General features: G+C 70.4%; 14 protein-coding genes. 12 read left to right on the plus strand and 2 right to left on the minus strand.

The window, feature by feature from the left end:
- The first annotated feature begins 89 nt into the window (after positions 1 to 89).
- The 5 genes from VPH43_RS20105 to VPH43_RS20125 all read left to right on the plus strand — a co-directional run bounded on the left by VPH43_RS20105 (position 90) and on the right by VPH43_RS20125 (position 5,073).
- Positions 90 to 1,418, plus strand: coding sequence for a hypothetical protein (locus VPH43_RS20105; protein WP_328579529.1), 1,329 nt, complete (start codon positions 90 to 92; stop codon positions 1,416 to 1,418).
- 194 nt (positions 1,419 to 1,612) lie between these two features.
- Positions 1,613 to 2,893, plus strand: coding sequence for a glutamate-5-semialdehyde dehydrogenase (locus VPH43_RS20110; protein ID WP_328579530.1), 1,281 nt, complete (start codon positions 1,613 to 1,615; stop codon positions 2,891 to 2,893).
- Positions 2,890 to 3,600 (plus strand): 7-cyano-7-deazaguanine synthase QueC, encoded by a 711-nt coding sequence (gene queC, locus VPH43_RS20115; RefSeq protein ID WP_328579531.1) that lies wholly within the window; start codon positions 2,890 to 2,892, stop codon positions 3,598 to 3,600. Before VPH43_RS20110 ends, queC begins: the two co-directional genes overlap by 4 nt.
- Positions 3,597 to 4,145, plus strand: a complete 549-nt coding sequence (locus VPH43_RS20120) for a LemA family protein (protein WP_328579532.1) — start codon at positions 3,597 to 3,599, stop codon at positions 4,143 to 4,145. Before queC ends, VPH43_RS20120 begins: the two co-directional genes overlap by 4 nt.
- Positions 4,146 to 4,260: 115 nt before the next feature.
- Positions 4,261 to 5,073, plus strand: a complete 813-nt coding sequence (locus VPH43_RS20125) for a CsgG/HfaB family protein (RefSeq protein WP_328579533.1) — start codon at positions 4,261 to 4,263, stop codon at positions 5,071 to 5,073.
- Here the strand turns inward: VPH43_RS20125 and VPH43_RS20130 are convergent.
- On the minus strand, positions 5,033 to 5,353 hold the full coding sequence (locus VPH43_RS20130; RefSeq protein ID WP_328579591.1) for a FliO/MopB family protein: 321 nt from the start codon (positions 5,351 to 5,353) through the stop codon (positions 5,033 to 5,035). The two genes, VPH43_RS20125 and VPH43_RS20130, sit on opposite strands and share 41 nt — an antisense overlap.
- 17 nt (positions 5,354 to 5,370) lie before the next feature.
- On the minus strand, positions 5,371 to 6,531 hold the full coding sequence (gene sctU / locus VPH43_RS20135) for a type III secretion system export apparatus subunit SctU (RefSeq protein WP_328579534.1): 1,161 nt from the start codon (positions 6,529 to 6,531) through the stop codon (positions 5,371 to 5,373).
- Between the two features lie 251 nt (positions 6,532 to 6,782).
- Between sctU and VPH43_RS20140 the strand changes: the two genes are divergently transcribed.
- The 7 genes from VPH43_RS20140 to sctJ are packed head-to-tail and all read left to right on the plus strand — an operon-like array spanning position 6,783 to position 14,122.
- The gene (locus tag VPH43_RS20140) at positions 6,783 to 7,574 is read left to right on the plus strand and encodes a lytic transglycosylase domain-containing protein (protein ID WP_328579535.1); all 792 of its coding nucleotides are present in this window, start codon (positions 6,783 to 6,785) and stop codon (positions 7,572 to 7,574) included.
- A complete protein-coding gene (locus VPH43_RS20145; RefSeq protein WP_328579536.1) occupies positions 7,571 to 9,556 on the plus strand; it encodes a flagellar biosynthesis protein FlhA in 1,986 nt (661 codons plus the stop codon). The genes VPH43_RS20140 and VPH43_RS20145 overlap by 4 nt, the downstream gene beginning before the upstream one ends.
- A gap of 40 nt (positions 9,557 to 9,596) precedes the next feature.
- Positions 9,597 to 11,375, plus strand: a complete 1,779-nt coding sequence (sctC, locus tag VPH43_RS20150) for a type III secretion system outer membrane ring subunit SctC (protein WP_328579537.1) — start codon at positions 9,597 to 9,599, stop codon at positions 11,373 to 11,375.
- A 2-nt stretch (positions 11,376 to 11,377) separates the two neighbouring features.
- Complete coding sequence (locus VPH43_RS20155) at positions 11,378 to 12,538, plus strand: SctD/MshK family protein (protein ID WP_328579538.1); 1,161 nt, start codon at positions 11,378 to 11,380, stop codon at positions 12,536 to 12,538.
- A 24-nt stretch (positions 12,539 to 12,562) separates the two neighbouring features.
- The gene (locus VPH43_RS20160; RefSeq protein WP_328579539.1) at positions 12,563 to 12,874 is read left to right on the plus strand and encodes a hypothetical protein; all 312 of its coding nucleotides are present in this window, start codon (positions 12,563 to 12,565) and stop codon (positions 12,872 to 12,874) included.
- Between the two features lie 26 nt (positions 12,875 to 12,900).
- The gene (locus tag VPH43_RS20165) at positions 12,901 to 13,311 is read left to right on the plus strand and encodes a hypothetical protein (RefSeq protein ID WP_328579540.1); all 411 of its coding nucleotides are present in this window, start codon (positions 12,901 to 12,903) and stop codon (positions 13,309 to 13,311) included.
- Between the two features lie 25 nt (positions 13,312 to 13,336).
- Positions 13,337 to 14,122, plus strand: coding sequence for a type III secretion system inner membrane ring lipoprotein SctJ (sctJ, locus tag VPH43_RS20170; protein WP_328579541.1), 786 nt, complete (start codon positions 13,337 to 13,339; stop codon positions 14,120 to 14,122).
- Positions 14,123 to 14,133 lie beyond the last annotated feature (11 nt).

The following is a 14,133-nucleotide window of genomic DNA, read 5'->3' on the forward strand; positions in this document are numbered from 1 at the left end:
TTACCCGGCTCCCGGGGGTGGCGCGCGGGCGGACGGGTCCGGCGTTTGCAGGGCGTCAGGCGTCGTCCAACCACAACAAGAGGTCCACCATGGCGCTTCGTTCGCTTCAACGCTGGTTCGCGCTCGCCTGCGCGGCGACCAGCCTGTGCTTCCTGCCGGCAGGGCAGGCCCTGGCCGCGAAGAAAAAGGCCGCACCCCCGCCGGAGATCACCTCTTTCGAGGTCGAGCCGGTGAACCAGGTGGCCGCCGGCACCGAGCTGTTCTTCCGGGTGCAAGGCTCCGCGGGCGGGCGCACCACCGTGCGGGTGGCCGGTGTGTCGCGCACGCTGGTGCTGCAGGAGGTGGACGACGGCGTCTATGAAGGTGGCTACGTGCTGCGCGCCAACGACCGCGCCAATGCCAGCTCCACCGCCAGTGCCACGCTGCGGCGCAATGGCCGCTCCACCACGGTGACCATGGGCCGCCTGGCCGCGGCCGCACCGGCGCCTGCACCCGCTCAGCCGCAGGCGGCCAAGCCGCCGGCCACGCTAGCGATCAGCAGGTTCAACGCCGTGCCGGTCGACAAGTTCGAGCCGGGCGCCGAGCTGAAATTCCAGCTCGAAGGCACGCCGGGTGCACGTGCCAGCTTCAGCATCGACAACGTGATCGCCAACGTGCCGATGCGCGAGGCCAGCCCGGGCCACTACGAGGGCAGCTACACCATCCGGCGCCTGGACCGCGTGCCCACCGGCGTGCAGGTGGTGGCCACGCTGGAAGCCAACGGCCAGGCGGTGAAGACCAGCTTGGGCCGGGCCTCGGTGCTGCAGGATGTGAAGCCGCCGGTGGTGCGCAACCTCTATCCCCGCGACGGCGACATGATCTCCGCCGGCACCACGTCCGTGTCCGGCACCTTCGACGACCAGGGCGGCCTGGGCGTGGACCCCAAGAGCGTGCGCATCACCGTGGGCGGGCGTGACGTGACCTCCAGCGCGACCATCACGCGCGACTACTTCACCTATCGCACCGAGCTCAACCCCGGCAGTTATGCCGCCGAGGTGAATGCCAAGGATGCGGCCGGCAACGCGGTGCGCACCGCGTGGAGCTGGGTGGTGCAGCCCTCGGCCAGCCCGCTGCCGCTGGAGATCACCAGCCACCATCCGAACGCGATGGTGCCGGCCGGCCGGCTGGAGCTGCGCGGCCGCACCGCGCCGGGCGCCACGGTGAGCATCAACGCGGTCGGCCTGGCCTCGGTGGCCGGCATGATCGGCGTGAGCCAGCCGCTGTACAAGGACACCATCACCGCGGACAACAACGGCAACTTCAGCTTCGCCTTCACCTCGCCGTTCACGGCGCCGGGCATGCGCTATGAGATCGCGCTGAAGGCGGAGCAGGGCGGGCGCACCAAGGAAACGACGCTCGTACTGTTCCACCAACGCTAGGGAAATGGAGCCCCCGGCCGCCTGGCGGCCGCCCCCCATGGGGGCTCGATGCGCGGCCGGGCAACCCGTCCGCGCATCGCTCGCTCGGCGAGGCTGCCCCTGGCCACCGGAGGTGGCCTGTCCCAGGGGGGCTGCACTGCCCGGTGTGGCTGGCGTGTTGAGGGTGGTCACCCGGGATTTGGGACAATCCGGGGATGACTCCGACCGACATCCCGGCCTACATGGCGCATGTGGGCGTCGCCGCCCGGGCCGCGGCCACCGCGATGGCAGCGTCCTCCACGGCGGCGCGCAATGCGGCACTGCTGGCCCTGGCCCGCCGGCTGCGCGGTGACACCGCCGCCCTGCAGGCCGCCAATGCCCAGGACATCGCCGCCGCGCAGGCCAATGGCCTGGCCGCGCCGATGGTGGACCGCCTGAAGCTCACCGACCAGGTGATCGCCACCGTCGCCGAAGGCTGCGAGCAGCTGGCCGGCATGCCGGACCCGGTGGGTGAGATCACGCAGCTGAAGCGCCGCCCCAGTGGCATCAGCGTGGGCCAGATGCGGGTGCCGCTGGGTGTGTTCGGCATGATCTACGAGAGCCGGCCCAACGTGACCATCGAAGCCGCGTCGCTGGCGATCAAGAGCGCAAACGCCTGCATCCTGCGCGGTGGCTCGGAGGCGCTGCACTCCAACCTCGCGCTGTGGAGGCTGGTGCAGGCGGCGCTGGCCGAGGCCGGGCTGCCGCCGGAAGCCGTGCAGCTGGTGGAAACCACCGACCGCGCGGCCGTGGGCCGGCTGATCGCCATGCCGCAGTACGTGGACGTGATCATCCCGCGCGGCGGCAAGGGCCTGATCGAGCGCATCAGCGCCGAAGCCAAGGTGCCGGTCATCAAGCACCTTGACGGCAACTGCCATGTCTACGTGGACGCCGAGGTCGATCTGGACCTGGCGTTGAAGGTGACCGACAACGCCAAGACGCAGAAGTACAGCCCCTGCAACGCGGCCGAGTCGCTGCTGGTGCATGAGGCCGTGGCGGCGCAGTTCCTGCCGCGCATCGGCCAGGTGTTTGCCGCCAAGAGTGTGGAGATGCGCTGTGATGCGCAGGCCAAGGCCTTGCTGGCCGCCGTGCCGGGTGCGGGCTTGGTGGACGCCACCGAGGCCGACTGGTCCGAGGAGTACCTGGCGCCGGTGATCAGCATCAAGGTGGTGAGCAGCCTGGACGAAGCCATCGCCCACGTCAACCGCCACGGCTCGCACCACACCGACGCCATCCTCACCACGAACCACCCGAACGCAATGCGCTTCCTGCGCGAGGTGGATTCGGCCAGCGTGATGGTCAACGCGTCTACCCGATTCGCCGACGGCTTCGAGTACGGCCTGGGTGCCGAGATCGGCATCTCCACCGACAAGTTCCATGCACGCGGGCCGGTGGGGCTGGAGGGCCTGACATCGCTGAAGTGGGTGGTGCTCGGCCAGGGCGAAGTCCGGGAATGACGGACCCTCGCACGGCAGTCGTGCTGTTCTCCGGCGGGCAGGACTCCACCGCCTGCCTGGCCTGGGCGCTGCAGCGGTATGCCCGGGTGGAGACCATCGGCTTCGACTACGGCCAGCGCCACCGCATCGAGCTCGCGTGCCGCGGCACGGTGCGCCAGGAACTGCAACGCCAGTTCCCGCACTGGGCGCCCCGCCTGGGCGACGACCACCTGCTGGACTTAGGCCTGCTGGGCCAGATCTCCGACACCGCACTCACCGCGGAGCGCGCCATCGAGATGCAGGCCAACGGCCTGCCCAACACCTTCGTGCCTGGCCGCAACCTGCTGTTCCTCACCTTCGCGGCGGCGCTGGCCTACCGGCGCGGCGCCAGCGTGCTGGTGGGTGGCATGTGCGAGACGGATTACTCCGGCTATCCGGACTGCCGCGACAACACCATCAAGGCCATGCAGGTGGCGCTCAGCCTGGGCCTGGGCCAGCCGCTCACCCTGGAAACGCCGCTGATGTTCCTCACCAAGGCCCAGACCTGGGCGCTGACCGACTCGCTCGGCGGGCCGGCGCTCAACGACCTGATCGTGGAGCACACCCACACCTGCTACCTCGGCGAACGAGGGCAGCGCCATGCCTGGGGCCATGGCTGCGGCCGCTGCCCGGCCTGCGAGCTGCGCCGGCGCGGCCATGAAGCGTTCGTGAACGGAGCGGGCCGGTGACCGGCGGCCAGGTGGGCGCGCTGATCACCGGCGCGGTGCTGGTGTTCTGGATGGTGGGGGCCTACAACCGCCTGGTCGCGCTGCGCAATGCGATCGGCGGCGCCTGGGCCCAGGTGGAAGAGCAGCTGCAGCGCCGCCGCCAGGCCCTGGAGGCGATGGTGGGCGCGCTGCGCCCCGTGTTGCAGGAAGAGCCCACCGCCCTGGACGCGCTGGTGGGCGCGCTGCTGCAGGTGCAGGCCGCGGCGGACGCCGTGCGCGCGCGCCCGGTGTCCGCCAGCCTGGTCACCGTGCTGGTCACGGCAGAGCAGGTGCTGGGCAATGCCCTGGCGCGGCTGCTGGCGCTGCTGGAACACCATCCGCAGCTGCGCGACGAGATGCCGGAGGTGGCGCAGGGCCTGCAGGCGCTGCAGGACGCCGAGCCCCGCCTGGCCTTTGCACGCCAGCTCTTCAACGACGCGGCCCAGGCCTACAACGACGCGGCACGCCAGTTCCCCACCCGGTTGCTCACCCAGCTCTACGGCTTCGGCACGGCCGGGCGGCTGTAGTCCTCAGGCGCGCAGGCGAACCCCCAAGAACTGGGGGTGCCTGCCCCATGCAACTGCGCTAGCCTTGCGCGCCGCCGGAGGGGCGGCGTCGTGGTGGTATCCCAGGAGGACGGACATGCAGGCAAAACATTGGGTCGGCGGCGCCATGCTCGCCATGGTGGTGCCGTGCGCACTGGCACAGACCAGCGAGGTCACCGAGCGCGAGATCAGCGTGCCCAAGTGCGCCGCACCGGTCGCCAAGGTGATGATCACCGAGATCAAGTGCAAGTCGGCCGACTGCAGCTCCGGCGCCGGCCAGCAGGACCCGCGGCGCTACCGCTGGTGGGACTACGCCGCCGGCAGCGGCGGCAACGTTAAGCAGCCGACCTACACCGGCGTGGGCACCGGCATGACCGACATGCTGGCCACCGCGCTCAGCCAGACCGGCTGCTTCGACGTGATGGAGCGCGCCGCGCTGGACGAGATCAACAAGGAGCTCGCGCTGGTGGGCAAGAAGGCCGAGGTGGAAGCCGCCGACTTCATGATCACCGGCTCTATCACTTCGCTCGGCTTCGAGCAGAGCTCCACCGGCCTGGGCGCGCTGGGCGGCCTGTTCAAGGGCCCCATCTCGCTGGTGGCCGGCTCGGTGGACTGGAAGAAGACCAAGGTCCACATGAACATGGACCTGCGCGTGGTGGACATCCGCAAGGCCAAGATCATGGGCTCGCGCACCTTCCAGGCCGACAACCAGCGCAGCGGCTTCGGCCTGTCGGGCGGCGGCTGGGCCGGCGGCGTGGGCCTGGGCGGCAGCCATGCCGCCATCTCCGGCTCGCCGCTGGAGGAAGTGGCGCGCGACCTGCTGGTGCGCTCCACCACCTACGTCACGGACACGCTGGCCAGCAAGAGCATCAGCGAGCGGGTGGTGCTGAAGGCGGAAGAGAAGAAGTGAGCTGCGGGTCCGCCGTCGCCGGCACCGGCCCGCGCCCCAGCAGGCTGATGCCCCCGGCGGTCACCCCCAGCACCCATTCCTCGCCGCGGTAGTGCACCACCACCACGCGTTCGCGCGCCCCCACCGGCAGCGCGCGAACGAAGGTGAGCACCTCACCGCCGGCGCGCGTGGTGCGCCCGTACTGCATGCGCTTGAGCCCCCGGATCGCCACCCAGGCGAGCGCCAGCACGAAGGCCAGCGCGATCAGCATCGACAGCAGCGAGGACGCAAAGTTCTCCATGGACACGGGCCCGTGATTCAGCGCTGCTCAGGATAGCGCGTGGCGTCCTCGCCCGGTGGCTTCACGCGCCGCGCGGGCGGCTCGCCGCGGCGCTGGCGCTCCATGTCCTCGCGCACCTCGCGCGCCCACAGGATCACCTCGGCCACGATCTCGAACAGGTGCTGCGGCACGATCTCGCCCACCTCGGTGCCGGCGAGCAGCTCGCGTGCCAGCGCCACGTTGCGCACGATCGGCACGCCGGCGTCCTCCGCCGCTTCCCTCATCGCACGCGCCACCTCGTCCTCGCCCTTGGCGCTCACCGTGGGGATGGGGCAGCTGTCGCGGTCGTATTCCAGGGCGATCGCCACATGGGTCGGGTTCACCACCAGCACGTTGGCCTGGCGCGCGGCCTGCGCGGCATTGCGCTGCGACCATTCCTGGTGGGTCTGGCGGCGCTGCTGCTTGATGTGCGGGTCGCCCTCGCTGTCCTTCATCTCCTTCTTGATGTCGCGCAGGCTCATGCGCAGCTTCTTCATGAAGGAGTGGCGCTGCCAGGCCGCGTCCAGCACGCTGAGCAGGCCGAACACCGCGAGCGTCCATGCGGTCACCTGCAGCGTGATGCGCCAGTAGGCGCTGCCCAGCAGCCCGGCCAGCGCGTGGCCGTCGGCGCCCTGGCGTGCCAGCAGCAGGATCTGCGGCAGCAGGCCCTTGAGCACCGCCCAGCCGATGCCGAACAGCAGCGCCGTCTTGATCACCGCCTTCAGCACCTCGACCAGGTTGTCCATGGTGAACATGCGCTTGATCCCCTCCACCGGGTTCATGTTCTCCAGCTTCGGTTTCACCTTGTCGAAGGCCAGCACCGGGCCGGCCTGCAAAAACTCCACCAGCACGCCGACCGCGGCCACCGGCACCATGAACATGGCGCTCAGCAGCAGCGCGGCTTCCAGTGCATTGGCACCGAGGTTGCGCGCCGCGGTGGTGAAGTCCTGCCCGATGGCCTGGAACGACGCCACCATCAGCGCCTGCAGGCGCACGCCCGCATAGGCAGCGGCCAGCCCGCCCAGCGCCAGCCAGACCAGCAGCGTCGCCGTGCTGGTGATCTCCTTGCTCTTCCAGACGCTGCCCTTCTTGCGCGCGTCCTTCAGCTTCTGCGGAGTCGGCTTCTCGGTCTTGTCGCCACCATCGTTCTTGTCGGCCATGGGCTTCCCGGGGTCGGTACGAGGTGATCTTCGCGGCCGGGCGTGGATCAGTTGTTTCGATTGATGACTTAGGGGCGGGGAGGGGGTGCATCACTAGTTAGTGGTTCTCGGCCCCCCTAGGAAACGAGGTGTCACAGGTGCTGTGAGTTTTGTCACGAACAGGCCAAGTAGCGCCCGCATGATGACTTCACCCCGAACAAGGCGGCAGGGCCCAGAAGGCCGTGACCGCCGGGGTAGCCAGGGAGTAGACGATGCACCTAGCCCACACGATGATGGGCGTGGGGATGCTGTTGGCATCCTCGCTCGTGGTGGCAGCCGACGACGCAGCGGGCTGCCTCGCGCCGCAAGGTGCGGTGCTGGCGGCGGCGCAGGCCCCGCTGGTGCACAAGTTCAGCCTGTCGCTGCAGGGCTGCGCCATGGGCGATGCCGCCCGCGCCAGCGCCGCTGCAATCCCACCGTCTGCCGAAGCAGCCCAGCTCCAGCTGTACGACAGCGCGCCGCTGCTGCCGGCGCAGGCCGCGCCGGTCCCGGCGGGCTACGCCAGCTCCGCATCCACCGCCGGCGCCGCGCGGCCTGCGGTACCCGGCCGCACCGGCAGGCTCAACGCCGCGCAGCAGCGCCTGCTGAGCCTGGCGCCCAAGGTGCAGCGGGTGGCGGCCGCCTACGACATCGATCCGCTGCTGCTGCATGCCATCGCCCATGTGGAGTCGCGCCACAACCCGCAGGCGGTGTCGCATGCCGGGGCCCTGGGCGTCATGCAGGTGATGCCGGCCACCGCGCGCCGCTTCGGCGTGGGCGATCCGCGCAGCCAGCTGCTGGACCCGGACGTGAGCCTGGAGGTGAGCTCGGCCTACCTCAAGACCCTGCAGGGCCGCTTCGGCAACAACCTGGCGCTGGTGCTGGCCGCCTACAACGCCGGTGAAGGCGCGGTCGAGCGCCACGGCCGCAGCATTCCGCCGTATGCGGAAACACGCGGCTACGTGCAGGCCGTGCTGGCCCAGTACCGCGCCCTGCGCGCCTCGCTCGGAGCGACCGCCCGATGAACCTGGCCGCCTACTTCCGCTCCGCCGGCCGGCGCAACGAGGGCCCGCTCGCGCGCTACAGCGACCTGCTGCTGGTGGCCGGCGTGGTGGCCATCGTGGCGCTGATGGTGCTGCCGCTGCCGGCGGTGATGATCGACCTGCTGGTGGCGGTGAACATCGCCATCGGCCTGATGCTGCTGCTGCTGGCGATCTACATCGCCTCCCCGCTGGAGTTCTCGGTGTTCCCGAGCGTGCTCCTCATCACCACGCTGTTCCGGCTCTCGCTGGCCATCGCCACCACCCGCATGATCCTGCTCGAAGGCCATGCGGGCCACATCATCGACACGTTCGGCAAGATGGTGGCCGGCGGCAACCTGGTGGTGGGCCTGGTGGTGTTCCTGATCATCACGGTGGTGCAGTTCATCGTGATCGCCAAGGGCGCCGAGCGGGTGGCCGAGGTGGCCGCGCGCTTCACGCTGGACGCCATGCCCGGCAAGCAGCTGTCGATCGACTCCGACCTGCGCTCCGGCCTGATCGACAAGGACGAAGCCAAGCGCAAGCGCCGCGAGCTCGAGCAGGAAAGCAAGCTGCACGGCAGCCTCGACGGCGCGATGAAGTTCGTCAAGGGCGACGCCATCGCGGGCATCGTCATCATCATCATCAACCTGCTGGGCGGCCTGGCCGTGGGCGTGCTGCAGCAGGGCATGGACATGGGCAGCGCGATGGTGAAGTACTCCATCCTCACCATCGGTGACGGCATGGTGTCGCAGATCCCGGCACTGCTGGGCGCCATGTCGGCCGGCCTGATCGTCACCCGCACCGCCGACGAAGACCACCGCCACCTGGGCGATGCGATCCGCCAGCAGCTGGTGGCCAAGCCCCGTGTGCTGCTGGTGGCCGGCGGCCTGTGTTTCCTGTTCGCGCTGGTGCCGGGCTTTCCGGGCGCGGTGTTCGTGGGGCTGGGTGTCACGGTGGCCGGGCTGGGCGCACTCGGCATGCCGCTGCTGCGTGAGCGCTTCGAGCGCCTGTCTCGCCCGGCGCTGGAGGCGGTGAGCCGCAAGCCGCGCGAAGACCAGGAGCAGGTGCTCGCCACCGCGCTGCCCGAACCGCGCCCGGCGGTGCCCCTGCTGCTGGAGCTGCCGGCCGCCGCGCTGCATGGCGACGAGGGCCCGCAGCTGATGCAGGCACTGCACCAGGTGCTGGAGCATTACCAGCTCACCCTCGGGCTCAACCTGCCGCGCATCAGCGTGCACGGCCGCACCGAGGCGCTGGCCGGCTCTGCCGATGCGCCGGCCTGGCAGCTGCTGGCCTATGAAGTGCCGATCGCCAAGGGCGACCTGCCGGAGACCGGGCGTGCCCAGGCGCTGGCCGAAGCCACGCGCCAGGCGCTGCGCCGCCACGCCGCGCTGTTCCTCGGCATCCAGGAGACCAGCGCGCTGCTCACGCGCGCCAGCGCCGACTATCCCGAGGTGGTGAAGGAGGTGATGCGCGCGCTGCCGATGCAGCGGGTGGCCGACATCCTGCGCCGTCTGGTGGAAGAGGAAGTGCCGATCCGCCACCTGCGCGACGTGCTGGAGACGCTGGCCGACGTGGGCCAGCGCGAGAAGGACGTGCACACCCTCACCGAATTCGCCCGCATCGCGCTCAAGCGCCAGATCAGCCACCGCCACGCCCCCGACGGCCAGCTGCGCGCGCTGCTGCTCGCGCCCGAGCTGGAGAACCAGCTGCGCGACAGCGCGCGGGTGTCCGGCGGCGTGCACCAGCTGGCGCTGGACCCGGCCACCGCGCAGGCCGTGCTGGACCAGTTCAACGCCGCCATCCGGACCCACCAGCCCGACGCCATCGTGGCCCCGGTGGACCTGCGGCGCCACCTGCGCAAGCTGATCGAGCCGGATGCCTTCGACACGCCAGTGCTGTCGTACCAGGAGCTCATGCCCACCCTGAAGCTGGACCTGCTGCACCGCGTGGGCCTGCCCGGCGCGCCGATGCTGGAGGCGGCCTGAGCCGGATCAAAAAGACCAGAGACAACCACCGAACAACAACATGCGCTTTCCTCACCGTTTGCTGCTGGCCGCCTGTTTCCTGGCCAGCGCCCTGGGCGCCTCGGCCGCGCCGATCCCCTTCGACGACCGCAACCTCTCGCTCACCGCGCGCGAGCAGCCGATCGCTTCCTTCCTGCAGGACCTGTTCGGCCAGCTCGACCTGCCGGTGAGCGTGAGCCCCAGCGTGAAGGGCCAGGTCAGCGGCAGCTTCAGCGGCCCGGCGCAAAAGGTGCTGCGCGACGTGTCGCGCTCCTTCGGGCTGGTGACCTACTTCGATGGCTCGGTGGTGCACGTGGTGTCCGCCGGTGACATCACCAGCCGCACGCTGAACGTCACGCCCAAGGTGGGCGAACGCGTGCAGCGCGCGGTGCAGGAGGCCCGGCTCACCGATGCACGCAACACCTTGCGCCTGTCCCGCGACGGCAGCCTGGTGGCCACCGGCACGCGACGCTTCATCGAGCAGGTGGAGGAGTTCCATCGCTCGGCCCAGGCGGCCAACGCGGTGAGCCCGCCGCTGGGCTTCCGGGTCTTCTACCTGCGTTATGCCTGGGCCCAGGACGTGAGCGTGGCCTTCGGTGGCCGCCAGGTGGTGGTGCCCGGCGTGGCCAGCATCCTGCGCTCGCTGGTCACCAGTGGTGCGCGCCAGAACGTGGCGGTGGGTGGCGAGCAGCTGCTGCGGCCCACGCAACCCAAGCTGCGCGGCCAGGGCCTGGCGGCGGTCGGCGCGGGCGCAAACAACAACAAGCTCGGCACGCTCGGCCTGAACGATGGCAGCGGGGCGCAGGCCGGCAACGGCGTGGCCGATGCACTCCTCGCGGCCTACGGTGCCGGCGCCAGTGGCACCGACGCGGCGCAGGCCGCGGTGCGGCTGGGTGACACGAACCAGGTGCGCATCGAAGCCGACCAGCGCCTGAATGCGGTGATCGTGCGCGACGCCCCCGAGCGCCTGGCGCAGTACGAGCAGCTGGTGTCCGCGCTCGACGTGGAGCCCCAGTCGCTGGAGATCGAGGCCACCATCATCGACGTGAACACCGAGCGCCTGCGCGAGCTGGGCATCAACTGGCGCTGGAGCAATGCCGGTTATGGCGCCGGCTTCGGCACGGTGACGCCGCAGCCGCCGGGCCGCGGCGGTTTTGTCTCCGCCGTGCTGGGTGATGCCGGCCAGTTCGTCGCGCGCATCAATGCGCTGCAGTCCGATGGCGCGGCGCGCATCGTGTCCAGCCCGCAGGTGGTGACCCTGTCCAACGTGGAGGCGGTGTTCGACAACAGCCAGACCTTCTACGTGAAGGTTGCCGGCCGCGAGGAGGTGGACCTATTCAACGTGTCGGCCGGCACCAACCTGCGCGTGACCCCGCACGTGTTCAAGGACAAGGACAAGGTGCGCATCAAGCTGCTGGTCAACATCGAGGACGGCAGCATCACCGCCCGCAACATCGACAACCTGCCGGTGGTGGAGCGCTCCGCCGTCAACACCCAGGCGCTGATCCAGGAAGGCGAGAGCCTGCTCATCGGTGGCCTGGTGCGCGAGAGCAGCGGCAGCAACGTCGACAAGATCCCGGTGCTGGGCGACATCCCGGTGGTGGGCAACCTCTTCAAGACCCGCAACGACAGCCGCGGCAGGGTGGAGCGCATGTTCCTGATCTCGCCGCGCCTTGCCGCCCCCGGCCGGGCTGCGGCGGCCGCCGCCAAGGCGCTGGAGGCGGCGCCGCCGCAGGCCGGCCAGCCCGCCGCACCCGCCCCCGCCCCGCGCACCGAGTACATGCCCGCAGGAGAACGCTGACCATGGCCGCTGCCGCCGTTGCCCCTTCCGACACCGTGTTCGAGCTGCGCGTGCTCGACGGGCAGCAGCGGGGCGCCAGCGCGCAGATGCCGGCGTCAGGCACCTTCGAGATCGGCGGGCTGCTGTCCGCAGGCTGCGACGTGCAGCTGCGCGACCCGCAGATCGGCGAGGCGCGTGTGCGGGTCATGCTGCTCGGCGCGGCCGGTGCACGCATCGAGGTGCTGGCCGGCGAGGTGAAGGTCAACGGCAAGCCGGTGCCTGCCGGTGAACAGGTGGCCTGGCCCTTGTACGTGCCCTTGCGACTGGGTGGCACGGTGTTGGCACTGGGCGAGCCGGACAGCGCGCAATGGCAGTTGCCGATGCTGGTGGCCGACGGGCCCGGCGTGGCCACGCCAGCCGCTGCCGAGCCGGTCGCAGCGCGCCGCATCGAAGCCCCATCCACCGCCACGGTCACTGCCACACACAGGCGCCGTCCCGAAACCTGGGTGGCGCTGGGTGGGGCGGCCCTGGTGCTGGTGGCCGCGGCCTTGTGGCTGCTGAGCCAGCTGCTCACGCCGCGCCCGGTGGCCGGCCCCGATGCGCAGCAGCGCACCGTGCGCTTGCTCATGCTCACGCCGGGCTTTGAAGGGCTGAAGGTCGAAGCCGGGGTGCAAGGCCCGGTGGTGCGTGGGCACCTCGGCACCCAGACCGAACGCGACCGCCTGCAGCGGCTGCTGGCCGACAACGGCCTGGCTGGCGTGCAGCTGGAGGTGTGGACCGGCGAACAGCTGGCCACGGCCGTGGCCGATGTGTTCCGTGTGCAGGGCGTCACCGCGCAGGCCCAGGGCGATTCGGCGGGCCAGGTGACGGTGCGCACCCAGGAGCCCGACGCCGCCCGCCTGGAGCGCGCCGCCGCCACGGCGCGTCGCGACGTGGCCGGCCTGGCGAGCCTCACGCTGCAGAACCGGCCACCCGCGCCGCCGCCCGAGAACGTGCCGGTGGTGGACGACCCCGGCAAGCGCATCGCTTCCATCGTGCCCGGCGAAAGCGCCTACGTGGTCACCGCCGACGGCACCCGGTATTTCGTGGGCGCACTGCTGCCCACCGGCCACCGCATCGAGGCCATCGAAGCAGGCCGTGTGCAGCTGGCACGCGGCCGCGAACACAGCGAACTCAGTTTCTGACCGACCACCCTGAAGGAGACCCGCATGAGCAATTCCATCAACCCCCTGTCGCTGATGGCCACCGCGCCGCTGAACACCACCAAGTCGGCCCAGGGCAGCAGCGGGGGCAGCAGCAGCTGGTTCGAGGCCATGGCCGATGCCTGGGGCAAGACCCTGGACAGCGAAGCCGGCCGCATCGAGGAGATGTCCAACGACATCAGCGCCGGCAATGACCGGCCCGAGGCGATCACCGCGCTCACCGCGGAGACGCTGAAATTCAGCTTCCTGTCGAACAGCTCGCACACCGCGCTGTCGTCGGTGGGTACCGCGCTCGAAACCATGGCGCGCAAGCAATAAGCCGATTCCACTGAAAGGAGATCCGCATGTCGATCGAACTTTCAGCCGCAGCGCTGGCCGCGTCGCCGGCGGCGCTGCCACCGTCGGGCGTGCAGGCCGGCTACGGCGTGTCGCTCACCGATCTGTCGGGCTTCCACGAGGCGCTGCGCAATGCGCAGGCGCGGGGTGGCGAGAGCCAGCTGCAGGCGCAGGCCAACAGCCGTGTCACGCCCGCGGTGCAGGCGTTGTTCCAGCCGCTGGAGCACATCAATGGCGAAGCGGCCCAGCTGCACACCGCGGCCAACAGCGCCGCCGCCGCCGGCCAGAGCCTCACGCCGGGCGAGATGGTGATGCTGACCGTGCGCTGCCAGGAGTTCATGTTCCATTGCCAGCTCACCTCGAACATCGCCAACCGCGCGTCCGATGGCCTGCAGCAGCTGTTCCGCCAGCAGTCCTGACAACCGTGCAAAGAGGAGTGGTGCCATGTCGATCGCAAGGGGTGTAGTGCGGCTGCTGGTGCCGGCCGCGGCGGCCCTGCTGCTGGCCGCCTGCGGCATGCAGGACCTGTACACCGAGCTCAGCGAGCAGCAGGCCAACGAGATGGTCGCGGTGCTGCGCAACGCCGGCCTGAATGCGCAGAAGGAGTTGCGTGACGGCAAGACCTTTGCCGTCACTGCACGGCAGAGCGAGTTCTCCCGCGCCGTCACCGTGCTGCATGCCAGCGGCTATCCGCGCGACACCTTCGACAGCATGGGCCGGGTGTTCAAGAAGGAGGGTTTTGTCTCCTCTCCGCTGGAAGAGCGCGCCCGCCTGATCCATGCGCTGTCGCAGGAGATCGCCAACACGATCGCGCACATCGACGGCGTGGTGGTGGCCCGGGTGCACCTGGCCGTGCCGGAGAAGGACCCGCTGGTGGACAAGCCGCATCCGGCGGCGGCTTCGGTCTTCATCAAGCACCGCGCGGGCAAGGACCTGTCGGGCAGCGTGGGGCAGATCAAGGCGCTGGTGGTCAACGGGGTCGAAGGGCTACCCTACGACAACGTCACCGTGGCCCTGTTCCCCGCCGAGCCCTGGCCGGAAAACGGCATGCCGGCGCCGACGGCGGCCGCACCCGCCGCGCCGCTGGACACCGCGCTGGCCGCGCTCGCGGGCGGGGGTGGCGTGGTGGCCCTGGGCGGTGGCGGCTTCTGGGCCTGGCGGCGGCGCCAGCCGGTGCGCGCCGACGTGGCCACCAAGCGCCGCGTGCCGGCACCGAAGGCGCCGGCATGAGGGCTCAGGCA

The sequence above is a fragment of the Ideonella sp. BN130291 genome (genome assembly GCF_036231905.1).
Taxonomy (GTDB): domain Bacteria; phylum Pseudomonadota; class Gammaproteobacteria; order Burkholderiales; family Burkholderiaceae_C; genus CAMLIZ01.

Coding starts and splice junctions, on each gene's coding strand:
- VPH43_RS20105 (WP_328579529.1), top strand. CDS start 90: ATGGCGCTTCGTTCGCTTCAACGCTGGTTCGCGCTCGCCTGCGCGGCG.
- VPH43_RS20110 (WP_328579530.1), top strand. CDS start 1,613: ATGACTCCGACCGACATCCCGGCCTACATGGCGCATGTGGGCGTCGCC.
- queC (WP_328579531.1), top strand. CDS start 2,890: ATGACGGACCCTCGCACGGCAGTCGTGCTGTTCTCCGGCGGGCAGGAC.
- VPH43_RS20125 (WP_328579533.1), top strand. CDS start 4,261: ATGCAGGCAAAACATTGGGTCGGCGGCGCCATGCTCGCCATGGTGGTG.
- VPH43_RS20130 (WP_328579591.1), bottom strand. CDS start 5,353: ATGGAGAACTTTGCGTCCTCGCTGCTGTCGATGCTGATCGCGCTGGCC.
- sctU (WP_328579534.1), bottom strand. CDS start 6,531: ATGGCCGACAAGAACGATGGTGGCGACAAGACCGAGAAGCCGACTCCG.
- VPH43_RS20140 (WP_328579535.1), top strand. CDS start 6,783: ATGCACCTAGCCCACACGATGATGGGCGTGGGGATGCTGTTGGCATCC.
- VPH43_RS20145 (WP_328579536.1), top strand. CDS start 7,571: ATGAACCTGGCCGCCTACTTCCGCTCCGCCGGCCGGCGCAACGAGGGC.
- sctC (WP_328579537.1), top strand. CDS start 9,597: ATGCGCTTTCCTCACCGTTTGCTGCTGGCCGCCTGTTTCCTGGCCAGC.
- VPH43_RS20155 (WP_328579538.1), top strand. CDS start 11,378: ATGGCCGCTGCCGCCGTTGCCCCTTCCGACACCGTGTTCGAGCTGCGC.
- VPH43_RS20160 (WP_328579539.1), top strand. CDS start 12,563: ATGAGCAATTCCATCAACCCCCTGTCGCTGATGGCCACCGCGCCGCTG.
- VPH43_RS20165 (WP_328579540.1), top strand. CDS start 12,901: ATGTCGATCGAACTTTCAGCCGCAGCGCTGGCCGCGTCGCCGGCGGCG.
- sctJ (WP_328579541.1), top strand. CDS start 13,337: ATGTCGATCGCAAGGGGTGTAGTGCGGCTGCTGGTGCCGGCCGCGGCG.